At 52.8% G+C, this 24,135-nt stretch carries 14 protein-coding genes; 7 read left to right on the top strand and 7 right to left on the bottom strand.

Annotated elements, in window-relative coordinates; all coding sequences use genetic code 11:
• Nucleotides 1-145 precede the first annotated feature (145 nt).
• The 4 genes from FDW98_RS00850 (at nt 146) to FDW98_RS00835 (ending at nt 2,905) form a co-directional block, all read left to right on the top strand.
• Nucleotides 146-739, top strand: coding sequence for a non-oxidative hydroxyarylic acid decarboxylases subunit B (locus FDW98_RS00850; RefSeq protein ID WP_096755926.1), 594 nt, complete (start codon nt 146-148; stop codon nt 737-739).
• A complete protein-coding gene (locus FDW98_RS00845; protein WP_096755927.1) occupies nt 739-2,166 on the top strand; it encodes a non-oxidative hydroxyarylic acid decarboxylases subunit C in 1,428 nt (475 codons plus the stop codon). Before FDW98_RS00850 ends, FDW98_RS00845 begins: the two co-directional genes overlap by 1 nt.
• Before the next feature lie 10 nt (nt 2,167-2,176).
• Nucleotides 2,177-2,413: a non-oxidative hydroxyarylic acid decarboxylases subunit D gene (locus FDW98_RS00840; RefSeq protein ID WP_096755928.1), complete on the top strand. Its 237-nt coding sequence runs from the start codon at nt 2,177-2,179 to the stop codon at nt 2,411-2,413.
• Between the two features lie 339 nt (nt 2,414-2,752).
• Nucleotides 2,753-2,905 carry a Hok/Gef family protein gene (locus FDW98_RS00835; RefSeq protein ID WP_003034202.1) on the top strand — a complete coding sequence of 51 codons (153 nt, stop codon included), beginning with the start codon at nt 2,753-2,755 and terminating at the stop codon, nt 2,903-2,905.
• Between the two features lie 112 nt (nt 2,906-3,017).
• Here FDW98_RS00835 and mutS read toward each other — a convergent pair whose 3' ends face one another.
• The 3 genes from mutS to FDW98_RS00820 form a co-directional block, all read right to left on the bottom strand.
• On the bottom strand, nt 3,018-5,585 hold the full coding sequence (mutS, locus tag FDW98_RS00830) for a DNA mismatch repair protein MutS (RefSeq protein ID WP_096755929.1): 2,568 nt from the start codon (nt 5,583-5,585) through the stop codon (nt 3,018-3,020).
• 206 nt (nt 5,586-5,791) lie between these two features.
• A complete protein-coding gene (locus FDW98_RS00825; protein ID WP_096755930.1) occupies nt 5,792-6,310 on the bottom strand; it encodes a hypothetical protein in 519 nt (172 codons plus the stop codon).
• Nucleotides 6,310-7,095 (bottom strand): winged helix-turn-helix domain-containing protein, encoded by a 786-nt coding sequence (locus FDW98_RS00820; protein WP_096755931.1) that lies wholly within the window; start codon nt 7,093-7,095, stop codon nt 6,310-6,312. Before FDW98_RS00820 ends, FDW98_RS00825 begins: the two co-directional genes overlap by 1 nt.
• A 503-nt stretch (nt 7,096-7,598) precedes the next feature.
• Here FDW98_RS00820 and FDW98_RS00815 point away from each other — a divergent pair.
• The gene (locus FDW98_RS00815) at nt 7,599-8,204 is read left to right on the top strand and encodes a helix-turn-helix domain-containing protein (protein ID WP_096755932.1); all 606 of its coding nucleotides are present in this window, start codon (nt 7,599-7,601) and stop codon (nt 8,202-8,204) included.
• Between the two features lie 41 nt (nt 8,205-8,245).
• Here the strand turns inward: FDW98_RS00815 and FDW98_RS00810 are convergent, their stop codons facing one another.
• The 3 genes from FDW98_RS00810 to FDW98_RS00800 all read right to left on the bottom strand — a co-directional run bounded on the left by FDW98_RS00810 (nt 8,246) and on the right by FDW98_RS00800 (nt 13,229).
• On the bottom strand, nt 8,246-9,619 hold the full coding sequence (locus FDW98_RS00810; RefSeq protein WP_096755933.1) for an HlyD family type I secretion periplasmic adaptor subunit: 1,374 nt from the start codon (nt 9,617-9,619) through the stop codon (nt 8,246-8,248).
• Nucleotides 9,606-11,810: a type I secretion system permease/ATPase gene (locus FDW98_RS00805; RefSeq protein WP_096755934.1), complete on the bottom strand. Its 2,205-nt coding sequence runs from the start codon at nt 11,808-11,810 to the stop codon at nt 9,606-9,608. Before FDW98_RS00805 ends, FDW98_RS00810 begins: the two co-directional genes overlap by 14 nt.
• A gap of 75 nt (nt 11,811-11,885) precedes the next feature.
• Nucleotides 11,886-13,229 carry a TolC family outer membrane protein gene (locus tag FDW98_RS00800; protein WP_096755935.1) on the bottom strand — a complete coding sequence of 448 codons (1,344 nt, stop codon included), beginning with the start codon at nt 13,227-13,229 and terminating at the stop codon, nt 11,886-11,888.
• 331 nt (nt 13,230-13,560) lie between these two features.
• On the opposite strand from FDW98_RS00800, the gene FDW98_RS00795 reads away from it, so the two are divergent.
• Entirely contained in the window at nt 13,561-21,717 is an 8,157-nt protein-coding gene (locus tag FDW98_RS00795) for a retention module-containing protein (protein WP_096755936.1), read from the top strand.
• A gap of 65 nt (nt 21,718-21,782) precedes the next feature.
• Nucleotides 21,783-22,034, top strand: a complete 252-nt coding sequence (locus FDW98_RS00790; protein WP_371683349.1) for a hypothetical protein — start codon at nt 21,783-21,785, stop codon at nt 22,032-22,034.
• 157 nt (nt 22,035-22,191) lie between these two features.
• Here FDW98_RS00790 and lapD read toward each other — a convergent pair whose 3' ends face one another.
• On the bottom strand, nt 22,192-24,126 hold the full coding sequence (gene lapD, locus FDW98_RS00785; RefSeq protein WP_096755937.1) for a cyclic di-GMP receptor LapD: 1,935 nt from the start codon (nt 24,124-24,126) through the stop codon (nt 22,192-22,194).
• Nucleotides 24,127-24,135 lie beyond the last annotated feature (9 nt).

Below are 24,135 nucleotides of genomic sequence, written 5' to 3'. Positions count from 1 at the left end.
GCGGTCGGCTTCTATCATAGCGGGTAATGCGCCATTTTTTAACGATCGTTTCTTTAGCTATCTGTGCGAGTCACCCTTGCCTGAAATGTATCGAGAGCGTATTTTAACTAAAATGTTCGTACACGAACAAATATTAAGGGGCTGAATGAGACTGATCGTAGGGATGACCGGTGCAACGGGAGCACCGCTTGGTGTGTCGCTGCTACAGGCGCTACGGGAAATGCCGGAGGTGGAAACACATCTGGTGCTGTCGAAGTGGGCGAAAACCACCCTTGAACTGGAAACGCCTTATAGCGTCCGCGAGGTGTCTGCGCTGGCGGATTATTGCCACAACCCGGCGGACCAGGCGGCGACGATCTCTTCCGGCTCATTTCACACCAACGGTATGATTATTATCCCCTGCAGCATGAAAACGCTGGCCGGGATCCGCGCAGGCTATGCCGAAGGGCTGGTGGGCCGTGCTGCCGACGTGGTGCTGAAGGAAGGGCGCAAACTGGTGCTGGTGCCGCGTGAAATGCCGCTGAGTACCCTCCATCTGGAAAATATGCTCGCACTTTCCCGCATGGGAGTCGCGATGGTGCCGCCCATGCCTGCGTTTTATAACCATCCCCAAACGATCGACGACATCACGCAGCACATTGTGGCGCGCGTCCTCGATCAGTTTGGTCTGGAACATCCGAACGCCCGTCGCTGGCAGGGTTTACGACCGGCGCAGAATTTTTCACAGGAGAATGAATAATGGCATTTGATGATTTGCGCGGTTTCTTGCAGGCGCTGGACGACCAGGGGCAATTGCTGAAAATCAGCGAAGAGGTGAACGCTGAGCCGGATCTGGCCGCGGCCGCTAATGCGACCGGGCGTATCGGCGACGGCGCACCGGCGCTGTGGTTTGACAATATTCGTGGCTTTACCGACGCCAGTGTGGCGATGAACACCATCGGTTCATGGCAAAACCACGCCATTTCGATGGGGCTGCCGATCAATACGCCGGTCAGAAAACAGATTGATGAGTTTATCCGACGCTGGGATAAATTTCCGATTGCCCCGGAGCGCCGTGCGAACCCGGCATGGGCTGAGAATACTGTCGACGGCGAAGACATTAATCTGTTCGACATTCTGCCGCTGTTTCGTTTGAACGACGGCGACGGGGGCTTCTATCTCGACAAAGCTTGCGTGGTGTCGCGCGATCCGCTGGATCCGGATAACTTCGGCAAGCAAAACGTCGGCATCTACCGCATGGAAGTGAAGGGCAAACGTAAGCTTGGCCTGCAGCCGGTGCCGATGCACGATATCGCGCTGCATCTGCATAAAGCCGAAGAGCGCGGCGAAGATCTGCCGATAGCGATCACCCTGGGCAACGATCCGATCATTACCCTGATGGGCGCCACGCCGCTGAAGTACGATCAGTCCGAATATGAAATGGCCGGTGCGCTGCGTGAAAGCCCGTACCCGATCGCTACCGCGCCACTGACCGGTTTTGACGTACCGTGGGGCTCTGAGGTGATCCTCGAAGGGGTTATCGAAAGCCGCAAACGTGAAATCGAAGGGCCGTTTGGTGAGTTTACCGGTCACTATTCCGGGGGGCGCAATATGACGGTGGTGCGTATTGATAAAGTCTCTTATCGCACCAAACCGATTTTTGAATCGCTGTATTTGGGTATGCCGTGGACCGAAATCGACTACCTGATGGGGCCTGCGACCTGTGTGCCGTTGTATCAGCAACTGAAAGCGGAATTCCCGGAGGTACAGGCGGTGAATGCCATGTACACCCACGGTCTGCTGGCGATTATCTCGACTAAAAAACGCTATGGCGGCTTTGCCCGCGCGGTCGGCCTGCGGGCGATGACCACGCCGCACGGTCTGGGCTACGTGAAGATGGTGATTATGGTGGATGAGGACGTTGACCCGTTCAACCTGCCGCAGGTGATGTGGGCGCTGTCGTCGAAGGTCAACCCGGCAGGCGATCTGGTGCAGTTACCGAACATGTCGGTGCTGGAGTTGGATCCGGGTTCCAGCCCGGCAGGGATCACCGATAAGCTGATCATTGATGCCACTACCCCGGTTGCACCGGATAACCGTGGTCACTACAGCCAACCGGTATGCGATTTACCGGAAACCAAAGCCTGGGCTGAAAAGCTGACCGCCATGCTGGCCAACCGTAAATAAGGAGTAGCAGATGATTTGTCCACGTTGTGCTGATGAACATATTGAAGTGATGGCAACCTCGCCGGTGAAAGGCGTCTGGACGGTATACCAGTGCCAGCACTGCCTGTACACCTGGCGTGATACCGAGCCGCTACGCCGTACCAGTCGCGAACATTACCCGCAGGCGTTTCGCATGACGCAAAAAGATATCGATGATGCGCCAATGGTGCCGAGCATCCCGCCGCTGCTGGCGGAAGGTAAGCGCTAATCAAAATCCCGGGCGTGGTTTTGCCTTGCCCGGCTTGCATATAGCGGTATTTTGTAGGCCCGATGAGCGCAGCGACATCGGGCACAGCATACCAATATTAAGCCTCGAATATCCGGGGGCTTGTTATTTTGCGAGCAGACTCGTAGCAAATGGCTTAATTTTTTCGAAGAAATGGCATCTGGAATAGAATGATGGCGGGTGCTTGAGGCTTTCTGAGCTTTGAGCATTTGCAAGGTCCCGGAAAGACAAAAGCCCCAGGAGATAGTTCTATCAACCTGAGGCTAACGTACAAACCTAGACCATTTGGATGCTAGTCTCTTCTTTGCAGGGAGGCAAGACATGCTGACAAAATATGCCCTGGTGGCAATTGTAGTGCTGTGCTTCACGGCGCTGGGATTTACGTTAATGGTACGAGATTCGCTGTGCGAGTTAAGTATTAAAGAGCGTGGTATGGAGTTTAAAGCTGTTCTCGCTTACGAACCGAAGAAGTAGCAACAACGCGGGGGAAACCCCGCGTCTTGAGGGTTTGGTTTCGTCCTCTCGCACCCATTCCTGCCAGTTGTCGTAGGCCCGATGAGCGCAGCGACATCGGGCACAACGAGTGTTACACCAGGCTTTTCAACCGATATATCCATTCCAGCGCCTGACGCGGCGTCAGGGAATCCGGGTCGAGATTTTCCAGCGCTTCTACAGCGGGAGACGTTTCTTCCGGTGCTGAAAGTAGCGACATTTGCGTCCCGTCTACCTGGGTTGCGGCGGCATTTGGCGTAATGCTTTCCAGTTCGCGCAGTTTTTGCCGCGCACGTTTGATGACGTCTTTCGGCACACCGGCCAGCGCAGCGACGGCCAGACCATAGCTTTTGCTTGCCGCACCATCCTGCACACTATGCATAAAGGCAATCGTATCGCCGTGCTCTAATGCGTCCAAATGCACATTGGCAACGCCTTCCATCTTCTCTGCTAACTGAGTCAGTTCAAAGTAGTGGGTTGCGAACAGCGTCAATGCCTTGATTTTATTGGCAAGATTTTCTGCGCACGCCCATGCCAGCGACAGACCGTCATAGGTGGAGGTGCCGCGCCCAATCTCATCCATCAACACCAGGCTGTTCTCGGTGGCGTTATGCAAAATATTGGCGGTTTCGGTCATCTCAACCATAAAGGTCGAACGACCGGACGCCAGGTCATCCGCTGCGCCCACGCGGGTAAAGATGCGATCGATCGGACCTATCTCAACCTTTTGTGCCGGAACATAGCTGCCGATGTAGGCCAGTAGGGCGATCAGTGCGGTCTGGCGCATATAGGTACTTTTACCGCCCATATTCGGCCCGGTGATGATCAACATCCGGCGCTGAGGTGAAAGATTCAGCGGGTTGGCAATAAACGGTTCGGTCAGCACCTGTTCAACCACCGGATGACGGCCTTCGGTAATACGAATGCCGGGTTTGTCGGTGAAGGTCGGGCAGGTGTAATTCAGGGTATAAGCCCGTTCGGCCAGATTGACCAGCACGTCGAGCTCGGCTAGCGCGCTGGCGCTCTGCTGTAAATCCGCCAGGTGTGGTAACAGCATGTCGAAGAGTTCGTCGTACAGCTGTTTTTCCAGCGCCAACGCTTTACCCTTCGAGGTCAGGACTTTGTCTTCGTACTCTTTGAGTTCAGGAATGATGTAGCGTTCGGCATTTTTTAGCGTCTGGCGGCGCACGTAGTTAATGGGCGCCAGATGGCTTTGACCGCGGCTGATCTGAATGTAGTAACCGTGTACACCGTTAAATCCAACCTTAAGCGTGTCCAGCCCGGTGCGTTCACGCTCGCGGATCTCCAGTCGGTCAAGATAGTCGGTCGCGCCATCGGCCAGCGCCCGCCACTCGTCCAGTTCATCGTTATAGCCTGGCGCAATGACGCCACCGTCGCGTACCAGTACCGGCGGGGCTTCAACGACGGCGCGTTCCAGCAGTTCACGCAGTTCGCTGAACTCGCCCATTTTCTCGCGCAGCATCTGTACCGGCGCGCTGTCGACGCCTTCCAGCTGTGCACGCAGTTCAGGTAATTGCTGAAAGGCGTGGCGCATACGGGCCAGATCGCGTGGACGCGCGGTACGCAGTGCCAGGCGGGCCAGAATACGCTCCAGATCGCCGACCTGACGCAGAACCGGCTGTAATTCGCTGGTGACATCCTGCAGGGCGCCGATCGTCTGCTGACGTTCGGTGAGGATTTTGGTGTCGCGAACCGGCATATGCAGCCAGCGCTTGAACATACGGCTGCCCATCGGGGTGACGGTGCAGTCGAGCACCGAGGCCAGCGTATTTTCGATACCGCCGGCCAGATTCTGGGTAATCTCCAGATTCCGGCGCGTGGCGGCATCCATAATGATGCTGTCCTGCTGGCGCTCCATGGTGATGGAACGAATATGCGGCAGCGAGGTGCGCTGGGTATCTTTCGCATATTGCAGCAGACAGCCTGCGGCACATAATCCGCGCGATGCGTTATCGACACCAAAGCCAATCAGGTCCCGCGTGCCAAACTGTAAGTTAAGCTGCTGGCGGGCGGTATCAATTTCAAATTCCCACAGCGGACGGCGACGCAGTCCGCGACGGCCTTCGATCAGCGAGGTCTCGGCGAAATCTTCGGCATACAGCAGTTCTGCCGGGTTAGTGCGCTGTAATTCCGCCGCCATGGTCTCGCGGTCGGCTGGTTCACTGACGCGAAAGCGCCCGGAGCTGATGTCCAACGTGGCATAGCCGTAGCCTTTGCTGTCCTGCCAGATGGCAGCCAGCAGGTTGTCCTGACGCTCCTGCAGCAACGCTTCATCGCTGATGGTACCGGGCGTGACGATGCGGACAACTTTGCGCTCAACCGGACCTTTGCTGGTGGCCGGGTCACCAATTTGTTCGCAAATGGCAACCGACTCCCCCTGATTCACCAGTTTTGCGAGGTAGTTTTCTACCGCGTGGTGGGGAATGCCCGCCATCGGGATCGGTTCGCCCGCGGATGCGCCGCGCTTGGTCAGCGAGATATCCAACAGCTGCGACGCACGTTTGGCATCGTCATAAAACAGTTCGTAAAAGTCGCCCATGCGGTAAAACAGCAGGATCTCCGGGTGCTGAGCCTTCAGCTTAAGATACTGCTGCATCATGGGGGTGTGGTTGGTGAAGTCCGTATCAAGTGACTCTTTCATATTGATTATGCTCGTTTTTTAATATTTTTAGGTACTCGGGCAGTCTCATGTGAACCCCCTGTAGACTCACACAAACCCATAAATTTCACTATCGAAAGCAGCCTGAAGGGCTGCAACGGCAAGCCTCAGTTCAGCCACAATAGAGTATCTTATCACCGACTACCCCAGACATTCACCCGTCACTTTGGCACAAAAATACGGTGTCACTATTCACTCTCGGGCAAGTCATAATTCTGACAGTACAGGTAGGGGATGCCTTCTTTAGTGATCAGGTAGGTTTCTTTATTCAGCGAGAAAAGATCGACATTAGAGACGCTGGTATTGGTCAGGAAGAAATCGGGCAGGAGTTGCTGGATGATACTGACAGGGGCGGTTTCACGATTTGATATATGGATGTTCTGCGATACCCATACGGGGCTTGAGCCATAGCTGGAGTGGGTAAACAAAACCATGCGTTGCACGGTTTGCTCGCTGTTGTTTGCATCTTTGATGATGCCATCAATATTCACAATACCTTTACTGTCCCCACTTTTGATATCGATGATCCCGCGAAACGAGGCATTATCGCGTACGATCTCGATCGTAGCGCGACAGGCTAGATTATGTAGATGGCTATGATTTTTACCCTGCTGCCAAAAACTCACAATACTGATAACCACAAGACAAAGCAGCAGGATAATACCTGTTTGTGTTCTGATTTTGGGCGCGCGGGAAGGTAAGTTCATTAGCTATCGTACCGTGGGTAATAGACCGACTGACAGGTATTCTTCTGCTCTCCGTTTATAGGGGAGCGACACTGGATCACTGACAGTTTTTTGGACTCAGGATACGTCGTTATATAGATAAATTTATTGTCCTGGCACAACCCTGGGTTCTTATCGATAAAAGCAGTGTGTCGGGAGAAATCGCTGGCATCGTTATTAAAATAATACTTACAGTTTGAGTGGGTATTCTGGGTGGCAATATAACCGGAAAAATAATTATCGCGGGTGTTCCACGGATACAGTATCAGACCGCAGACGATAATAGTCAGTAAGACCAGTACAGATTCCGTCCTGGTTATCGGTGTTTTATGTGCGGTATTATCTGAAAACTCAGTGAGGTCGGTATTGGGCGGCCAATCTTCTTCTGTTACCGCAGGGCAATTCTCCGGCGTGTCAATTTCCTCAATGCTAAATGTGTCCTGGACGATCAGCCCTTTACGGGTAATGGTTGTGATAAAGGATGCTTCCAGTTCTAACTGAAGTAAACTTTTACGCAGCGAGAGAATACTCTGATAAAAAGCATTGAAGCTTGCCTGACGATGGTTTTCACCCCAGCCAAATTCCAGTAGTTCGTTTTGCGAAACCACTTTTCCGTGATTTTGGATGAGTAATAAAAGACATAATGATGCTGAGTGCTTGAGCTTTATCTGTAGCTCGGGTTGATCCACTCTCGCCAGGCATTGAGTCGCTGGTGTAAAGATGATTTTTCTTTCAATCAGATAACTGATGTTACCAGTCTCAGACATGATGTCTCTACTCTTGATGATGCTTTCATTGGTGGGGTGGCATTAAAAACATCCCGGCCATCAGGACCACCAATGTCTGTCAGATTCTGCAGCCAGAACCGCGAAATGTTGCAATTTAGTATCATAGCACAACAACAGTAATGGTTTGTTAATGAAAATAAAACATATAGGAATCAAATAATTGTATCTTTCTGGCTATTGCGAAAAGAAGAGAAAGAAGAAATAATGATGACAAAGGCGATAAGCATTAATTCTCTTTGGACTGCGCAATATACTGTTCGGCATCACCACGCGAGAACACGGTTCACACCGATAACGCGCCAAAGCACCTGGGAATGCGGGTGGTGAAACCATGATGGTTGCGATGTTTGTCGTACCTGTAGTGCGTAGCATCCGGATTAACATAAAAATATAAACGGAAATAAATGTCAGCATGTTATTAAGCTGGCATTTATTTTTGTTTCTGTTTTTTTGTCAGGCATAAATTTGTAGCAGAGATATCCATGTTCCAGAATGAAATAGAGAAGTCGGTAGTACTTATTGGTGATGAAATTAAGAAATCAGATAACGCCTGGCTCTCCTTACGGAAAAAACGCCAGCGTATTGACCTGAAGGTCGATGGACATATCTTATTTCTGGAGAAAGGGACGGTCTCTGTTTATCGTGTGGAAAATGACCTGGTCACGGTCAGTATTTCAGCACCCGCTATTCTCGGGCTACCGCAAATGCGCACCGAAGTGGCAGGACATTATTTACGCTGTGACACCGATTGTGAAATGTGGGCAATGAGCGTGCAGAATGCCGATCTCCTGTTCACCGCTAAAAATTTATGGAAGCAGGCGTTTGATATCTTAACGCACCATCTGCAACGCTATTTTCAGCGCGAGACCCTGCAATCGCACCGTACTATTCGCGAGCTGATTATTGAGCATGTGAAGTATATTTGGGCGATGGCACCTGAGGTGCGCGAAAAAACGTCGGTGTATACCTTTATTCTGGCGCGTAACCATATCTCGCGCAGTGCCATCCACAAGGTATTACAGGAACTGGTTAGCGACGGAAAAATTAGCCTGAATCGCGGAAAGCTCACTTCTTATATCCCATCATAACCGCGTACGCCCCCAGGGCTATGACTGGGGGCGCAGAGCCACTAACGTTCTCTCAGTGCTTCCGCACGTGCGCGGATAATCGGTTTGAGTAGATAGCTAAGAATCGTCTTCTTACCGGTGAGAATATCGACGCTGGCCACCATACCGGGAATAATCAACATCGGGTGCTCTTTCGTCCCCAGATAGTTTTTATCCGTTTGCAAACGAACAATATAGAAACTCCGCCCCTGTTTATCCGTAACCGTATCCGGGCTTATCTGTACCACTTCACCTTGCAGGCCACCATAGATGGTGTAGTCGTAGGCGGTAAATTTCACCATCGCGTGCTGGCCCGGATGAAGGAAGGCAATATCGCGCGGTTGTATTTTGGCTTCAACCAACAGCTTGTCATCAAGTGGGACGATCTCCACCAGATCGCTACCGGGTTGAATCACCCCACCGATGGTATTCACCATGACCTGCTGGACGATACCGCGGACCGGCGAGGTGACCATAGTACGATTCACGCGGTCTTCCAGCGCTTTGACGCTGGCCTGCGCCTTACTCAGATTGGTACGGGCTTCGTTCAACTGGGCCAGCGCATCGCTTTGAAAGCGACCGCGGCTTTCGCCAATTTTGTTCTCAATCTCTTTTATTTCTGAAGCGACTTTAGGCAACGTCAGGCTAATAGAATTTAACTGCCCGGCGGTTTCTACTTCAGTACGGCGCAGACGCAGCAGCTCGACTTTCGAGATCGCCCCGGAGGCAAGCAGCGGCTCGGACATTTTGATTTCCTGGCGAATTAACCCGAGACTGCGCTTAAACTGATCTTCTTTTGATTCAACATCGCGCAGTTCCTGTTTCTTCTGTACCAACTGCTCTTCAAGTCCGGAGATTTCGTTGTGAAATTGCGCGCGACGGCTGTTGTACAGTTCGGTTTCTCCGCGGGCGACGTCCGGTGCTTTGCTGGCTATCTCTTCTGAGATAACAAAGTCCCGGTTTTCAACCTCTGCCGTCAGGCGTTCCACCTTCGCCCGCAGGCCGAGTTTATCGGCTTCTGTTTCACCGACGTTAGAGGCAAAACGGGTATCGTCGAGATGCAACAGTGGCGTACCGGCGTTAACGATTTGTCCTTCATGCACGTACAGCTCGGTAACAATCCCGCCTTCCAGGTTCTGTATCTTTTGCAGTTTTGACGAGGGGATCGCTTTACCTTCGCCGCGCGTCACTTCGTCAATGCTGGCAAAGCCCGCCCACACGAAGGCCAGCAGCACCAACGCCAGAATCACCCACAGCGTCAGGCGGATCACCCTCGGGGCGTCATCAATAATGGCGTGGCTGACGTCATTGATACTGTCAGTTTGATTTTCATCGCGGGCACGAAAGTAGGGCTGTACAGAGCGGCGGGCGCGAGCCAGGAAATCAGCGAGACGCATTTATCTGCCCCTTTTTTAACGCATCCATCACGACCGCTTTCGGGCCGTCGGCAATGATGCGTCCTTTATCAACAATAATCAGGCGGTCAACCAACGACAGCATTGAGGCGCGATGAGTAACCAGTAATAGCGTTTTACCTGCAATGCAGGGGGCCAGCGCGTGTTTGATCTGCTCTTCGCTGGTGTTGTCCATCGAACTGGTGGGTTCATCCAGCAGCAGCAAAGGGGGATCGAGTAATAACGCACGTGCGAGCGCGACGGCCTGGCGTTGCCCGCCAGAAAGCCGCGAGCCACGCTCGCCGACCTGCAGGTTATAGCCGTCAGGGTGCAGGCGGGCGAAGTCGTTCACTCCCGCAAGTTCTGCCGCGCGCAGCATAGTTTCGTCATCGACATAGCGCGCTCCGCAGAGCAAGTTGTCGCGCAGCGTTCCGCTGAATAACTGGATGTCCTGCGGGACGTAGCCGATGCTGTGGCGCAGATCGTTGACATCCAGCTGGCGCGCATCGACACCGTCGATCAGGATGTTACCGGCGCTGGGCGGGTACAAATTAACGATCAATTTACTCAGTGAGCTTTTACCGGAGCCGCTACGACCGATAATGCCTACACGCTCACCGGGCGAAATGGTCAGGTTGATCTTGTTGAGCGACAGGCTTTTTTGTTCCGGGTAGCTGAAGTCCACATCGCGAAATTCTATGCTGCCCTGCAGTTGTTCACGTTTGAGCGGCGTTTCATCCGCCCGGCGTTCCTGCGCCAGCGACATCATTTTCTCAGTACTTTTGATGGTCAGCTTCGCCTGTTGATAGCGGGCAATCAGGCCGGTTAACTGGCCCAGCGGCATTAAGGCGCGACCGTTGAGCATGTAGCAGGCGATCAGGCCGCCCATACTCAGCTTGCCGCCGATTATCATGTATACGCCGACGATGATCATTACCACGCCAGAGATCTGCTGGAACCAGCCGGTCAGGTTGCTTGCCAGGCTGGACAAGGTTTTCACGCGCAGTTCCAGACGACTCAGGCTACCCAGCGTTTGCTCCCACAGATACTGGCGCTCGCTCTGGGCATTATTCACTTTGATGGCATCCAGGCTGCTTAATGTTTCAATCAGCAGCGCCTGGCGTTCGCTGGCCAGGCTCATGGTTTTTTCCACCGCGGCGTTAACCGGTTTTTGCAATGCCCAGCTGCACAGCAGCGCAACCGGCAGTGTGAGGACCGGGATCCACGCCAGCGCACCACCGATAATGCCGATGACAACCAGCAGCAGCAGGGTAAAGGGCAGGTCAATAATGGTGGTCAGGGTGAGCGAGGAGAGAAAATCGCGCAGCGACTGAAACTCGTGGATGTTTTGCGCGAAGCTGCCCACGCGCGCAGGGCGCTCCTTCATCTCCATACCGATAATGCGTTCAAACAGGGTCGAGGAGATAATGAGATCGCTTTTTTTGCCAGCAATATCCAGACAGATGCTGCGCAGCATTTTTAAGATCAGATCAAAGACAAAAGCCAGGCAGATACCGACCGCCAGCACCCACAGGGTTACCGTCGCCTGATTCGGCACCACGCGGTCGTAGACGTTCATGGTAAACAGCGGCGTGCCGAGCGCAATCAGGTTGATCAGCAGGCTGGCCAGCACGGCATCCATATACAGAAAGCGCGACAGCTTGAGCGTATCTTTAAACCAGGATTTAGTGCGCGGTAAAAATGCTTCTGCCTGCAAATCGAATTCGTGGCGCGGGTGAGCAAAAATTACCTTGCCGGCATAGTTCTGCGTAAGCGTGGTGGCATCGACGGTGATTTCGCCTCCTTCGCTTTCGCTGGGCATAAAGCGGGCGCTACCGTCATCATTCCAGCCCAGTAACACCCCGGTTCCCCCGGAGCGCAGTAACAGAACGGCGGGCAGGGACATGGCGGGGATTTTATCGAGCGTGCGCGTCACCACCCGGGCTTTTAAACCGGCGCGTGCTGCGGCTCGGGGGAGTATATTTAGCGTGAGCCGATTGTTTTCTAATGGCAGGCCGCTGCTTAATGTTGCTCGACTGGCGGGTTTACCGTGCAAAGAACACAGAATGAGTAAGCTATCTAATAAAGGGTCGTCATTATAGCTACGGGGATCATGATATTGAGAATTTGTGCTATCAGAATTCTCCGGGACTTCATTTAATAATTCAGCTTGTGCACTCATTTTAGCAACCATTTCTGACTGCACGACTTAAAAATAGCATGCTAATAATAAGTGTGCAGCTCAGATGTTTATTTATATAAATTATTATTAATGAAGATCAGGTAAATGATTTTCTTCTTCAGAATCCACCGGCTGGCCTGATGGCGGCGGCGCGATGTTTAGAATAGTCATTAATTCACCGGTACGTTCGCTAATTCGATACCCGCTTGTCATGGCCAGGTAACGTAATTCAACCAGACGACGTTTAGAGGAGAACACTTCATTCTCACTGTCGAGTAAATCCAGCAGCGTACGTTCACCCAGACTAAATTGGTCCTGATAGGCGGTGCGTACTTTCACGCTTCGGTCGGCATATTCTTCCGCCGATGGCAGCTGGGCGCGCGCATTTTGTAATGCGGTCCATGCCAGGCGCAGCTCCTGATTCAACTGGCGCAGGGTGTTATTGCGCACATCCTGAGCCTGTTTATGCAGCCAGGCGCGAGATTCCATGGTGGCTTTGTCGCTGCCGCCCTGGTACAGGTTGTAATGCAGTTTTACCATCGCTTCCCACTCTTCAGTGTGCGCGCGGGTGGTATCGGTGTTATTGCTGATCCCCCGAGACAGCTCAACGTCGACGCGCGGGTAGAAGGTCGATTTTGACGCTTCATACTGCTGATGCGCGGCTTCGATGTCGGCGTTGGCCGATTTCAGTAGCGGGTTGTTGTTTTCCATCCGGATTTTGGCGTCGGCAAGCGAGGTAGGGAGCCGCGCGTCAATGCTTTCCGGCAGGCTTAATCCTTGAGGGTCTTGACCGGTTACGCTGACGAACGTGGTTTTAGCGTCTTCCAGGTTGGTTTGCTCGGTGAGCAAATTGTTTCGTGCCTGCGCCAGACGTGCCTCTGCCTGCATAAAGTCACCGGAGCGGCCCACGCCCTGATCGGTGCGCAGTTTTATCTGGTCGTAAATGCGTTCGTGGTTAGCGAGATCGTCTTCTGCCAGGCGAACAAACTCCTCGCGCTGCAGCACATCAAAATAGGCCTGAACCACCGTGTAAGCGGTGCTTTCGCTGGTGTTCATCACGCCAAATGCCCGTGAGTCAACGGTCGCTTTTTGCCGTGCAACTTCACTATGGGTGGCAAAACCATTGAACACATTTTGCTCCAGGCTGAGCGTCGCCCCGTTGGGGGATTGGGTCAGCCCGTTTGTGCTGCCTGCGGCACGGGTGGTCGCATCATCAATATTTTTTCGCCCGGCTTCGGCATTTAAATTCAATGCGGGTAAATATCCACCTTGTGCCGCACGGAGCTCTTTTTCTGCTGAATAGCGACTATTTATAGCCGCATTGACTTCAGGGTGATTGGCTAATGCATCTTTAACGGTATTGTGTAAGTCTTCTGCATACACGGAGTTTATTGAAAACCATGAAAGCAGAAAAACAAAAAATTTCTTCATGACAGGAATGCCTTATATCACACGGTTATGACATCCAGTTGTCGTCGCTATCATCCATTTTTACAAACACGTTATATTAATTAACAAATATGAATTGTCTTAATTAAAGCCGGTAATCAGCTATTCAGAGACATGTTTTGTCACATCGTGTTTTATTTTTGGTTATTTTTTATTATATTCATTTGCCAGTCAAGTCTCATGTATATGCATTCTAAAAAATGTGTTTTTTTCCACATTGAATATTAATGTTTACATTAAAAGAATGTGTTTTTTGTTCGTTAATATATTAACGAGTTTATAAAAATAATGATGGTATTTAAGTGAGGTTACGGTGAGCAAATTACTCGGTGTGATCAAAGCAATAATTGGGCAGGTGTATGTTGTTGAAGCCAATGGCACACAACGACTTGTTCATGAAGGCGACAGGATCTCTCTCGGTGAAGAAATTGTGACCGGTGCCGGCGGCGCGGTCAGTATCTCTCTACCTAACGGGCAGACGGTAGATATTGGGCGTAATAGCCACTGGGGAGAGCACGGGATACAGGTAAGCCATAATCCGAATCATGATGCCCAGGATATTGCCGCCGTACAAAAAGCCATCGCCGATGGTGCGGATCCGACGCAGATACTTGACGCGACCGCAGCGGGCAACGACGAACCGGTGCCGATGGAAGGTGGCGGTGGCGGTCACACGCGGGTTCAGCTTGAACTGACCGGGCAGGTGGTTGATCCTACTGCGGGTTTTGACACCCAGGGACTGGGTAGCCCAAACGGCGATATCAACCTGCCGGTGGCGGGGATCCTGTCCGGGTCTGCCAGTCTTTTCCCACCAGAAGTGACTATTGCGGAGTTTGCAGGCAACGACGGCTACATTAACAAGAATGAATTCCACCGGACGCATTTAAGCGGCACCAGTAACCAGAACCACGTCACGCTGACCTTCACCGATAGCCAAAAAAACACATTCACCGTCGATGTCCCTGTGAGGAACGGTCACTGGATTATCGATACCGATCTGGGTGGATTACAGCCAGGGAACGTCACCGTGGTGGCAACGGCCACCGATGTGTCGGGTCGAACGGCACAAACTTTCGACAATGCGCTGATTGATATCACCGGCCCGCGCATCGATATTACGGTAGATAACGTCACGCCAGACAACCTGATTAACTACGAAGAATCTCTCCATACGCAAACCATCATCCATGGGCATGTAGGCGGCGACGCCAAACCTGGCGATATCGTGACCTTACTGGTCGATGGCAAAGAATATACCGGCATTGTGACCGATCCTGGCAATGGCCCGCTGACGTATAACATCCCGGTGTTAACTCACGGGTTGCTGAATGACCCAACTTTCCACGCCACGCTAACGTCAACCGATGATGCCGGGAATACCACGACTGTTTCTACGGAGCATCATGTCGAGAGCGATCTGCTGGCACAGAATGCTGTGACCATCGAGACAGTGGCGAATGATGATGTTGTTAACGCCAGTGAAAACCGCATGCCAACGCTGATTACCGGCGTCGCCAGTGGCGATGCCAAAGCGGGCGATCCGGTGACGTTGACTGTTCAGGGAAAAGAATTCCACGGCACGGTTTTCGACGATCATGGTCAACTCCGGTACGAAATTGAGGTGCCAAGGGGAACGCTTAAAGAAGGCGTCAATGATGTGCAGGTGAAGGTGGTTAGCCATGATGATGTGGGTAACGAAGCGACTGCCGTCACACACAAAAACGTGGTGCTGGACACCGTGGCGCACAACGCCATCAGCATCGACGATGTGGACAGCGATAACACCCTGAATCGTGTCGAATTGTATGCGCGTAATCAGGTCATTACCGGCACCGTCGGCGGCGAAGATGCCAAAGTGGACGACCGGGTTGAGCTGGAGATCAACGGCCACCGCTACAGCGGTCAGGTTATTAATCTCGGTAACAATACGCTGGGTTACCGTATTGCGGTGGACACTGGGGCGTTTGCTGATAACAGCGGTAACGTGCTGAAGGACGTCGACGTGAACGCTACGGTTACCTCCCTTGATGCGGTGGGGAACCTGGCAATAGTGACCCACACCCACACCGTACATATCGACAACTACGCTGAAAACCGGATCAGTATTGATGATGTGACGGTCGATAATACGCTGAATTTTAATGAGCTATCGGCGAAAACGCGGACCATTACCGGTACCGTCAGCGGGGAAGATGCCCGGGCGGGCGACCGGGTGGAACTGCTCATCAACGGCCACGACTACCATGGGCGGGTGATCGATCTGGGCAACGGCAGCCTGGGCTACCGCATCGCGGTGGACTCCGTGGTATTTGACGATAACCGCGGCAACGTGCTGAAAGACGTTGACGTGCATGCAACCATCACTTCTCACGATGCGGCAGGCAACCTGGCGATTGCAACCGAAACCCACACCGTGCATATCGACAATTATGCTGAAAACCAGGTGCATATTGATCAAGTAGCCGTCGATGACATTATCAATATTAAAGAGTTTTCAGAAAACGGCGGCGTTACGCATATCACCGGAACAGTGACCGGTATTGACGCGAAAGCAGGCGATGTGGTGACGCTGGGGCTGAAAGGCGGATATACCCTTACAACGACGGTGATTGCGCTGGCGGGAGGTGGGTTAGGTTATAGCTTCCCGGTGAACACCCATATGCTGATAACGCATCCGGAGATTAACGTTACTGTGACCTCAAGCGATGCGGCGGGTAACCACATCACCCATAACGAGTTAAAAACTATCGACTCGGATATGTACACGCAGTCATATATTACGATTGAGGCGGTGACTGACGACAACGTCATTAATATTAAAGAGTCCACGGAAAACAACGGTCAGACGAAGATCAGCGGCACGGTGAGCGGAGATGCAAAACTGCATGACACCGTTGAATTGATGATTGATGGTCATCGTTACTCTGGTTTTGTCGAAGCATTGCCTGACGGGAATCTGGGGTATCACATCCTGGTGGATACCCAGTCGCTGGTTAACGATCCGGTGATTCATGCCCGTATCAACACCACCGATAATCACGGTAACGAAAGCACCGCCACGACAGAACGTACCGTTGGGCTCGATCTCGATGCCAGCGCCAGTATCGGTGTTGATACCGTGGCAGGTGATGACATTATCAGTCATGCCGAATCTCTGCTGAACACGACGACAATAACAGGACCGGTCGGTGGTGATGCGAAACCAGGCGATGTTGTGACCTTAACGTTCAACAACCAGACCTGGCACGGTAACGTGGTGGTGCTGGCGGACGGCTCGTTAGGCTACAGCATTCCGGTGAGCACCAAAAACCTGCCTGATGGTGTCGATCAGAACGTGCATGTTTCAATCTCCACCGTCGATGAACACGGTAATCAGTTAACCGTGTCCCACGATCATACGGTGCATATCGACCTGCATGCGGATGCGAAAATCACCATCGATGAGGTGACCGACGATAATGTGCTGAACCACTTTGAACTGGATAAGCCTAAACAGTTGGTGAGCGGTACGGTGGGCGGCGATGCACAGGTCGGTGATGCGGTGAACATTGAGATTAATGGTTACACGTTTACCGGCAAGGTTATCGACCTGGGTGGGGGTAAGCTGGGCTATCAAATTCCAGTTGATTCGGCTGCATTCAGCAATAACCAGGGTAATCAGGATAAAAATCTCACCTTTACCGCCACGGTGACTTCCCACGATGCGGTGGGTAATGAAGTTACCATCGGCACTTCCCACACTGTTTATATCGACAACCATGCAAGGGCAGGGATCACTGTTGATACCGTAGCGGGTGACGATGTGCTCAATGGTGCAGAGGCTGCTCGACTTACCACCGAGGTGATGGGTACCGTTTCTGGCGATGTGAAATTCGGCGATAAGGTGCAGATCATCGTCAACGGGCATACCTACAATACAACCGTACAGCACTTACCTGAACATAATGGCGCACTGGGTTATAAACTGGATGTTCTGACCCGCGATCTGCTTAAAGACCCTCATATTATTGCCCAGGTCAATGGCGTGGATGCTCCACACAATATTCAGCATGTGCAGACGCTTCACGATCTGACGGTGGATCTGCACGCGAAAGCAATGCTGAGCATCGATCCTGTTACCGGCGATAACCGGGTGAACGGTGATGAATCTCACCAGCCGTTTACCTGGGTAACCGGAAAAGTCGCTGGTGATGTGCACGTCAATGATGTGGTGTATCTGACGGTGAAAGGCCACGTCCTGACAGGGAAAGTTGTCGATCTGGGCGGTGGGGTTCTCGGGTATAGCATCAAGGTCAGCACCGCTGATTTGCTGGCCGACCCGCACTTAACCGCCACCGTCAGCACCACCGATGCGGCGGGCAACGTGGCGAAAGCGGATGCCGAAACGACGGTGATTATTGATACGCGTGTCGACGCAGCAATCAAGATTGATACGGTAACGCCGGATAACACACTTAACCGCGATGAGCAGATGCAGGGCCATACGCTGGTCAGCGGCACGGTTACCGGCGAAGTGCATCCGGGCGATCCGCTGGTAATGACGATCAACGGACAGACCTATACTGGTGTGGTGGAAGATCTTGGCGGTAATAAAATGGGCTTCCATATTTCGGTGGCGACGTCCGATATTATCGCCAGCCCACATATCGATGTGTCAATGGATGTCACCGATGCGGCGCAAAACCATGCGCATATTACGGCACACCATAACGTGGGGCTGGATGATAAAGCCGATGCCGCAATCACTATCGACCCGGTCACCGGTGATAACGTTCTGAACGGTGCTGAGTTGCAGAAAACAACCACCGTAGTGAGCGGGACGGTGGGCGGTGACGCGAAGGCGGGCGATATTGTTCATCTCAATATCGGCGGACATCTGGTGGACACTCAAGTGATTCCGCTGCCGAATTTGGGCGGAACATTAGGCTACAGCGTCGATGTAACTACCCAGTGGCTGCAGCACGATCCGCATATTATCGCCACCATTACCGCCACCGATCCGCATGGCAATAGCGCCACGGCGCAGGCGCAGGATGTCCTGACGATTGACGACCATGCTGTTGCTACGGTGCACATCAACCCTATCGTTACGGCGGATCACGATTCCGTCATCAACTATAACGAGGCGCATAACCCGCTGACAACCGTCACCGGGACGGTAGGCGGTGATGTACTGGTGGGTGATTGGGTTGAGCTGACCGTCAACAATCAGGTCTATTACGCCCAGGTACAGGACAGCAACGGACAGCATACCTTTAGCGCGGATGTCTCCACGTTGGATCTACTACTGGACCCGAATATCCATGCGAAAGTATCGGCCACTGACGCGGCAGGTAACGTGGCATATGGGCATGATGACCGTCCGGTAGTGATTGATACCCATGCCGATGCCAGGATTACGATTGATTCAATGACCACCGGTTTATTGCCCAACATGACGACCCCGCAGGATCTTGCTCCGGGCAGAAAACCTGACTATGTGATTGTCACCGGGCATGTCGATCCAGATGCTAAGTTGAATGATGAGGTGATTCTCATTGTTGGGAATGGGATCCGCTATACAACTCATGTCATTGAATTACCGGGTCACATTCTGGGCTTTCAGGCTTCAGTGAGCACGGGCGATCTCGGTGATAACGGTAATATCACCGTGTCGATTACCACGCATGATGATCATGGTAATACCGCGACGGCAACGGACCACAAACTGATTGATCTGCCATGGACTCATAATCAGGCTGTCAGTGGGAATACGCCGTATATCATGCATAACCCGCCAGCGATCACCACGCCGCCAACCGGTACCGGGACGACGGTCCCGCATCAGCCGCAGGTTCATCTGACTGTTGATAAGGTGACGGGCGATGATGTGCTGAACCACGATGAAGTAAATAACGCTACCACACCTGTGCGTGGCAGGGTGACGGGGGATGTGCATGCCAACGACGTTGTCACCGTCACGGTGAACGGTGTGGACTACCACGGCAAGGTGTTTGCGATTCCGGGGCTGTCAGGCGAATTTGGCTACCAGGTTGATGTTCCCTCAAATGTGCTTCAGGCACACCCGATGTTTGATGTCTCTGTTACCGTGACCGAGGGCAATCTGACGGGATCGGATACGCAGCGCAAGGTTATTAGCATCGACACCGATAACCCTATCACCATCAACATGAACCCTGTGGCCAGCGATGATGTCATCAATGGCAAAGAAGCGCTTACAGGCAAAACGATGATAACGGGTACGGTCAAAGGCGAAGGGTTACACGATGGCAGCGTGGTATCCTTGCAGGTCAATGGCAATACCTTAACCACCGTGGTGCATAACAATAACGGCACGCTGGAGTGGTCAAAAGAGGTCAGCATTAACGACCTGCGCACCAACCCGACTATCGTTGCGACCGTAACCGGCACCGATGCGGCCGGGAACACGGTCACCGGGTCGACGGACCGACATGTCATCGTCGATCTGAACGCCGTTGCGGGAGTGACGATTGATAACATCACCGCTGATAACGTGCTCAACGCGCAGGAGTCTGATGTCAATGTGCATCCGACGACGACGGTGACGGGTTCCGTGACCGGCGATGTGAAGTCCGGCGATATCGTAACGCTGGAAGTGGACAATCATACCTACACCGCGACGGTTGATAACCAGCTGCATTATTCGGTGGATATCGACACCCAACACCTGAACGCTGACCACTCAATTGTGGCGAAAGTCACTGGTCATGACGTTCACGGTAACGATCAGGACGCCAGCTACACGAAGAACTTTACGCGTGATACCACGGCGGCAGCGACGGTGACCATTAACACCGTCGGCGGTGACGATGTCATTAATGCGGATGAAGTGAAGGCAGGCCAGATTGAAGTCAGCGGCACCGTGGGTGGCGATGTGCATAAAGGCGATAAAGTGCATATCACCGTCAATAACATCACGGTGGATGCCGATGTGGTCGAACTGCCGCATATGAACGGACAACTGGGCTACTCCGCGTTAGTGAACACCGCTGGTTTGCAAACCGATCCCACTATTTACGTTAGCGTGACGGGTGAAGATGCGGCGAAAAATACCCAGACTGCGAACAGTCAGAAACCGGTGACCATTGACACCAATGTGGTGGCAGAAATTCATCTGGATAAGGTGTCGGATGATGATGTGTTGAATAACGCGCAAACGAATCTTCAGCACACCAAAATCAGCGGCTATGTCACCGGTGATGTTGACGTTGGCGATCTGGTCACCATCAGGGTCGGCGGCAAAGACCTGGTGGCGAAAGTTACCAGCAGCGGCGGTAAAAAAGTGTTTAGCGTCGATGCCAGCACCGTGGATTTGGTCCATGACCAGAATATTACGGCGCACGTTACCGCCCATGACGATGCGGGCAACCGTCAGGAAATCGATACTGCGAAAACCCTCACCATTGATCGGGAGGCGAAGGGGACGGTGGATATCGATAACGTCACTGCTGACAACGTCCTGAACCAGCAGGAGCTGCAGGCGCTGAAAACGACGATTACCGGTACTGTGGGAGGGGATGCGCAGCCTGGGGATCCGGTCACTTTGAAGATGGGTAATGACACGTTTAAAGGTGTTGTGACGGCGTTGAATAACGGCACTCTGGGGTATCAGATTGACGTGGATACAGCCGTTCTAAAAAACCACACCGCGATTGATGTTTCACTTAGCGGCCATGATGCACCGGGTAACCCGTACAGTGTCCACATATCTCATTCTTACGTGGTTGATACTCATGCTGATGCCACTATCGTGGTGGATAAAATCACCGGCGATAACCACATTTCGCAGGCAGAGTCGCAGAACGCGATCACCCACCTTACCGGTAGCGTGACCGGTGACGTGCATGATGGTGAACACATTACAGCGCGGGTCAATGGTCATCAGTACGATACGGTTATTCATCTGAATAATAACGAACTGCGTTATGACTTTGCGGTGGATACGTCGACCTTGCGTACCGGCCATAATCGCGTCAGCGTGATGGTTGAGGCGAACGATAACCACGGCAATACCACGACACATGCGCAAATGGCTGATGTCACCATGGAAGATCATGCGCCAGTGAAAGCGCATGCGGCAGACAAGGGACAGCACGCCGCAGCACAGCATGCGCTGCACAATCTGTTTGATGACAGCGCATTGTCTTTGTCATACGCGCCAGCGGCATCCGCGCACGGACAGGCGGCAGCCGTACTGGGTCCTGACGATAAAGCGAAGGCCGTGCTCGATAAAGTCGACCTGAGCGATTTGGCCCGTGAGCTGCATGAAGGCGTTGATATTGCGAAGTACATTCAAAGCGGCGGCGATCATCATCTGATTGCCAGCCCGGCGAAGGTTGCGCATGGCATTGACACGGCAGTCTCCACACCGTTGAGTAGCGATGTGCATGCGTCAACGTACTCGCTGGATCACCTGATCGCCAAACCGGAACAAAATCACTCTCACTAACGGAAGCTGACTGCCCTGTGTAAACGGGGCAGTCACGTCACGACATATTAATCTAAGGCAACAAGATGAATGCTGTTCCACCTGATGAACACGGCGCTGAAATAGACAACCAACAGTTCCTGGCCATGCTGCAAAAGAGCGACCTGGAGATGGTGCGCGTACTGGATGACTTGATTTACCTGCTGATGCGTAAAGGCGTTATAGCGATTACCGATCTGCCGACGATGGCACAGGTTAAATTAATGAATCGCGCGAACGCGCGTCAGGAACTCGGGGGGTTAGAACAACTGCTCGGTAACGATGACCGAATTTTTTAACGGCAACAGACAGCCTGCAGACAACGTAGAAAATGCCCGGTGGCGCAGGCTTACCGGGCCTACAAAAATCATAACCATTTGATTTTGTAGGCCAGATAAGCGAAGCGCTATCCGGCAAAAGCAAGCAAAACAACGGCGCCCAGACGGACTGTTTTCATCACAGCGGTGCGGGCTCGCCTAACAGCTGTCCCATCGCGCCATCCACGCCCAATTCCTGCAACACCTTAAGCTCACCTGCGGTTTCAACGCGCTCGGCAATCAGCGGTAAATCAATACTGCGGGTGGCGTTACAGAGCACTTCAATAAACAAGCGCTTATCTTTTTCTTTGTCGATATGGCGGATATAGCTGCTGTCGATTTTCAGATACGCCAGGCCCCACTGTGACAGATGACCAATCATATCGAAGCGACTGCCGAAGTGTTGCAGGCCCAGCGAGCAGCGATATTGACTTACGGCTTTAACAAACATCGCCATTTGGTTCGGCCCGGGTAGCTGGTTTTCATCCAGCTCGAGAATTAACTGACCGGCCAGCTTTGGTGCGTATTTCAGCGGATTTAACAGGTCGGAAATGGCGCGAGCACTGGTGACTGAACTGCCTGAAATACTCAGCGCTAACTTACCGGGGGCGATTTTCAGCTGATTTAAGGTCAGTTTTAACATGACCTTGTCCAGACGATGGCTCCAGCCAAAGCGGTGGATCCACGGCAGGAAACGACCGGCGTTAATGGTATTGCCCTGCTCATCAACAATGCGCGACAGCACTTTGTAATGCAGGATTTTATCCGGCTGATGACAATCGACCACGGGCTGATACACCAGCTGAAATTGCTGATTCGCCAGCGCGTGCTCCAGACGCACAAACCATAAATGCTGATCTTCGCTCGCTGTGGCGACCTCTGTCGTTGGCACGACCTGATGGTCGGTATGCGTTTCCGCTTCGACCAGCAGACGATCGGCCTGAATCAACAACGACTGCGGACTGTCTCCGGCGCTGAAGGGCACCATGCTGCAGTAGGCGACCGGTTGTTGATCTGACATTCCGGTGGCATAAAATGCCGTCAGTTTTTGCGTCAGCGAAGTACGCAGTTCCAGCATCTCACCGTGCGTGACGCCGGGGCAGAGCAGGGCGAACTCGCCGCCCCGAATGCGGGCGAGCGTGCTGTCGAGCGGCGCGTATTTGGCTTTGTGTGCATTCAACAGGTTGGCGATATTCAGCAACAGCTTATCGGTATGCGGGCCGCCAAAACGCTGGTTCAGCCCCCCCAAATCCTGAACGCGAACCAACATCAAATAGCCCGGTGCGGTATCCGCATCGCTCAGTCGCGCCTGCAACTGCATATCAAATGCGCGGCGGTTGGCAATACCGGTCTGGCTGTCGAGATAGGCCTCATTGTGCAGGCGCTCGCTGTAGATAGCCTGCTCTTCAAAGAGTGATTTCAGCTTGGTCGCCATCAGGTTCATGGCTGCGACGACCCGGCGCAGTTCCGGCGTTTTTGGCAGTTCAGGCAGCGTCAGGAATTCGCGACGGGTAATTGCTTCTGATTGTTTCGCCAGATAGTTGAGCGGGCGCAGCAGTTTACGCAACAGCATAACCCCCGCCAGCAGGCAGGCCAGACTACAGGACAGCATCCACACCAAATTGCCTACAGTGCTGCTCCACAAACGTTGCACCGCAAAAATGGGGTCACTGGTGACCTCCACGCGGGCGGCCTGCTGCCAACCGCGCATAATGGTGGCATTGCCCGTTTGCGGGACCACATCCACCAGATCCACAAACCAGCCGGGTACATCCGGGATCGACGCCGCCGCGTGACGTTCCAGCATCGTTGTACCGTTGGTCAGATCGACGATGCGGATTTTTTGATAGTAACCACTATCAAAAATAGAGCTCACCATCAGCTCGATCATCGCCGGATCGTTGACGTTCGGTGTGAGTGAAACCCCCAGAGCCGTTGCCGCATCCTGGGCATGCGCCAGCAGCTGGTTGTTGTATTGATGGCGGGAGCTTTCCAGCGTCACAATAAAACTGCCGCTGAAGACAATCATCATGAAAAGAGAAATAGAAAAAAGTAACTGTTTAAAAAGTGACACTGACGTTCC

This window comes from Citrobacter sp. wls711 (assembly GCF_005281055.1).
GTDB classification, from domain to species: Bacteria; Pseudomonadota; Gammaproteobacteria; order Enterobacterales; family Enterobacteriaceae; genus Citrobacter; species Citrobacter gillenii.
Note: the sequence above shows the minus strand (reverse complement) of the source record. Positions and strands in the feature narration are given on the sequence as shown.

Bases quoted from the DNA above. Each gene is read 5' to 3' on its own strand.
- FDW98_RS00850 (WP_096755926.1), top strand. From the start codon at position 146: ATGAGACTGATCGTAGGGATGACCGGTGCAACGGGAGCACCGCTTGGT.
- FDW98_RS00845 (WP_096755927.1), top strand. From the start codon at position 739: ATGGCATTTGATGATTTGCGCGGTTTCTTGCAGGCGCTGGACGACCAG.
- FDW98_RS00840 (WP_096755928.1), top strand. From the start codon at position 2,177: ATGATTTGTCCACGTTGTGCTGATGAACATATTGAAGTGATGGCAACC.
- FDW98_RS00835 (WP_003034202.1), top strand. From the start codon at position 2,753: ATGCTGACAAAATATGCCCTGGTGGCAATTGTAGTGCTGTGCTTCACG.
- mutS (WP_096755929.1), bottom strand. From the start codon at position 5,585: ATGAAAGAGTCACTTGATACGGACTTCACCAACCACACCCCCATGATG.
- FDW98_RS00825 (WP_096755930.1), bottom strand. From the start codon at position 6,310: ATGAACTTACCTTCCCGCGCGCCCAAAATCAGAACACAAACAGGTATT.
- FDW98_RS00820 (WP_096755931.1), bottom strand. From the start codon at position 7,095: ATGTCTGAGACTGGTAACATCAGTTATCTGATTGAAAGAAAAATCATC.
- FDW98_RS00815 (WP_096755932.1), top strand. From the start codon at position 7,599: ATGTTCCAGAATGAAATAGAGAAGTCGGTAGTACTTATTGGTGATGAA.
- FDW98_RS00810 (WP_096755933.1), bottom strand. From the start codon at position 9,619: ATGCGTCTCGCTGATTTCCTGGCTCGCGCCCGCCGCTCTGTACAGCCC.
- FDW98_RS00805 (WP_096755934.1), bottom strand. From the start codon at position 11,810: ATGGTTGCTAAAATGAGTGCACAAGCTGAATTATTAAATGAAGTCCCG.
- FDW98_RS00800 (WP_096755935.1), bottom strand. From the start codon at position 13,229: ATGAAGAAATTTTTTGTTTTTCTGCTTTCATGGTTTTCAATAAACTCC.
- FDW98_RS00790 (WP_371683349.1), top strand. From the start codon at position 21,783: ATGAATGCTGTTCCACCTGATGAACACGGCGCTGAAATAGACAACCAA.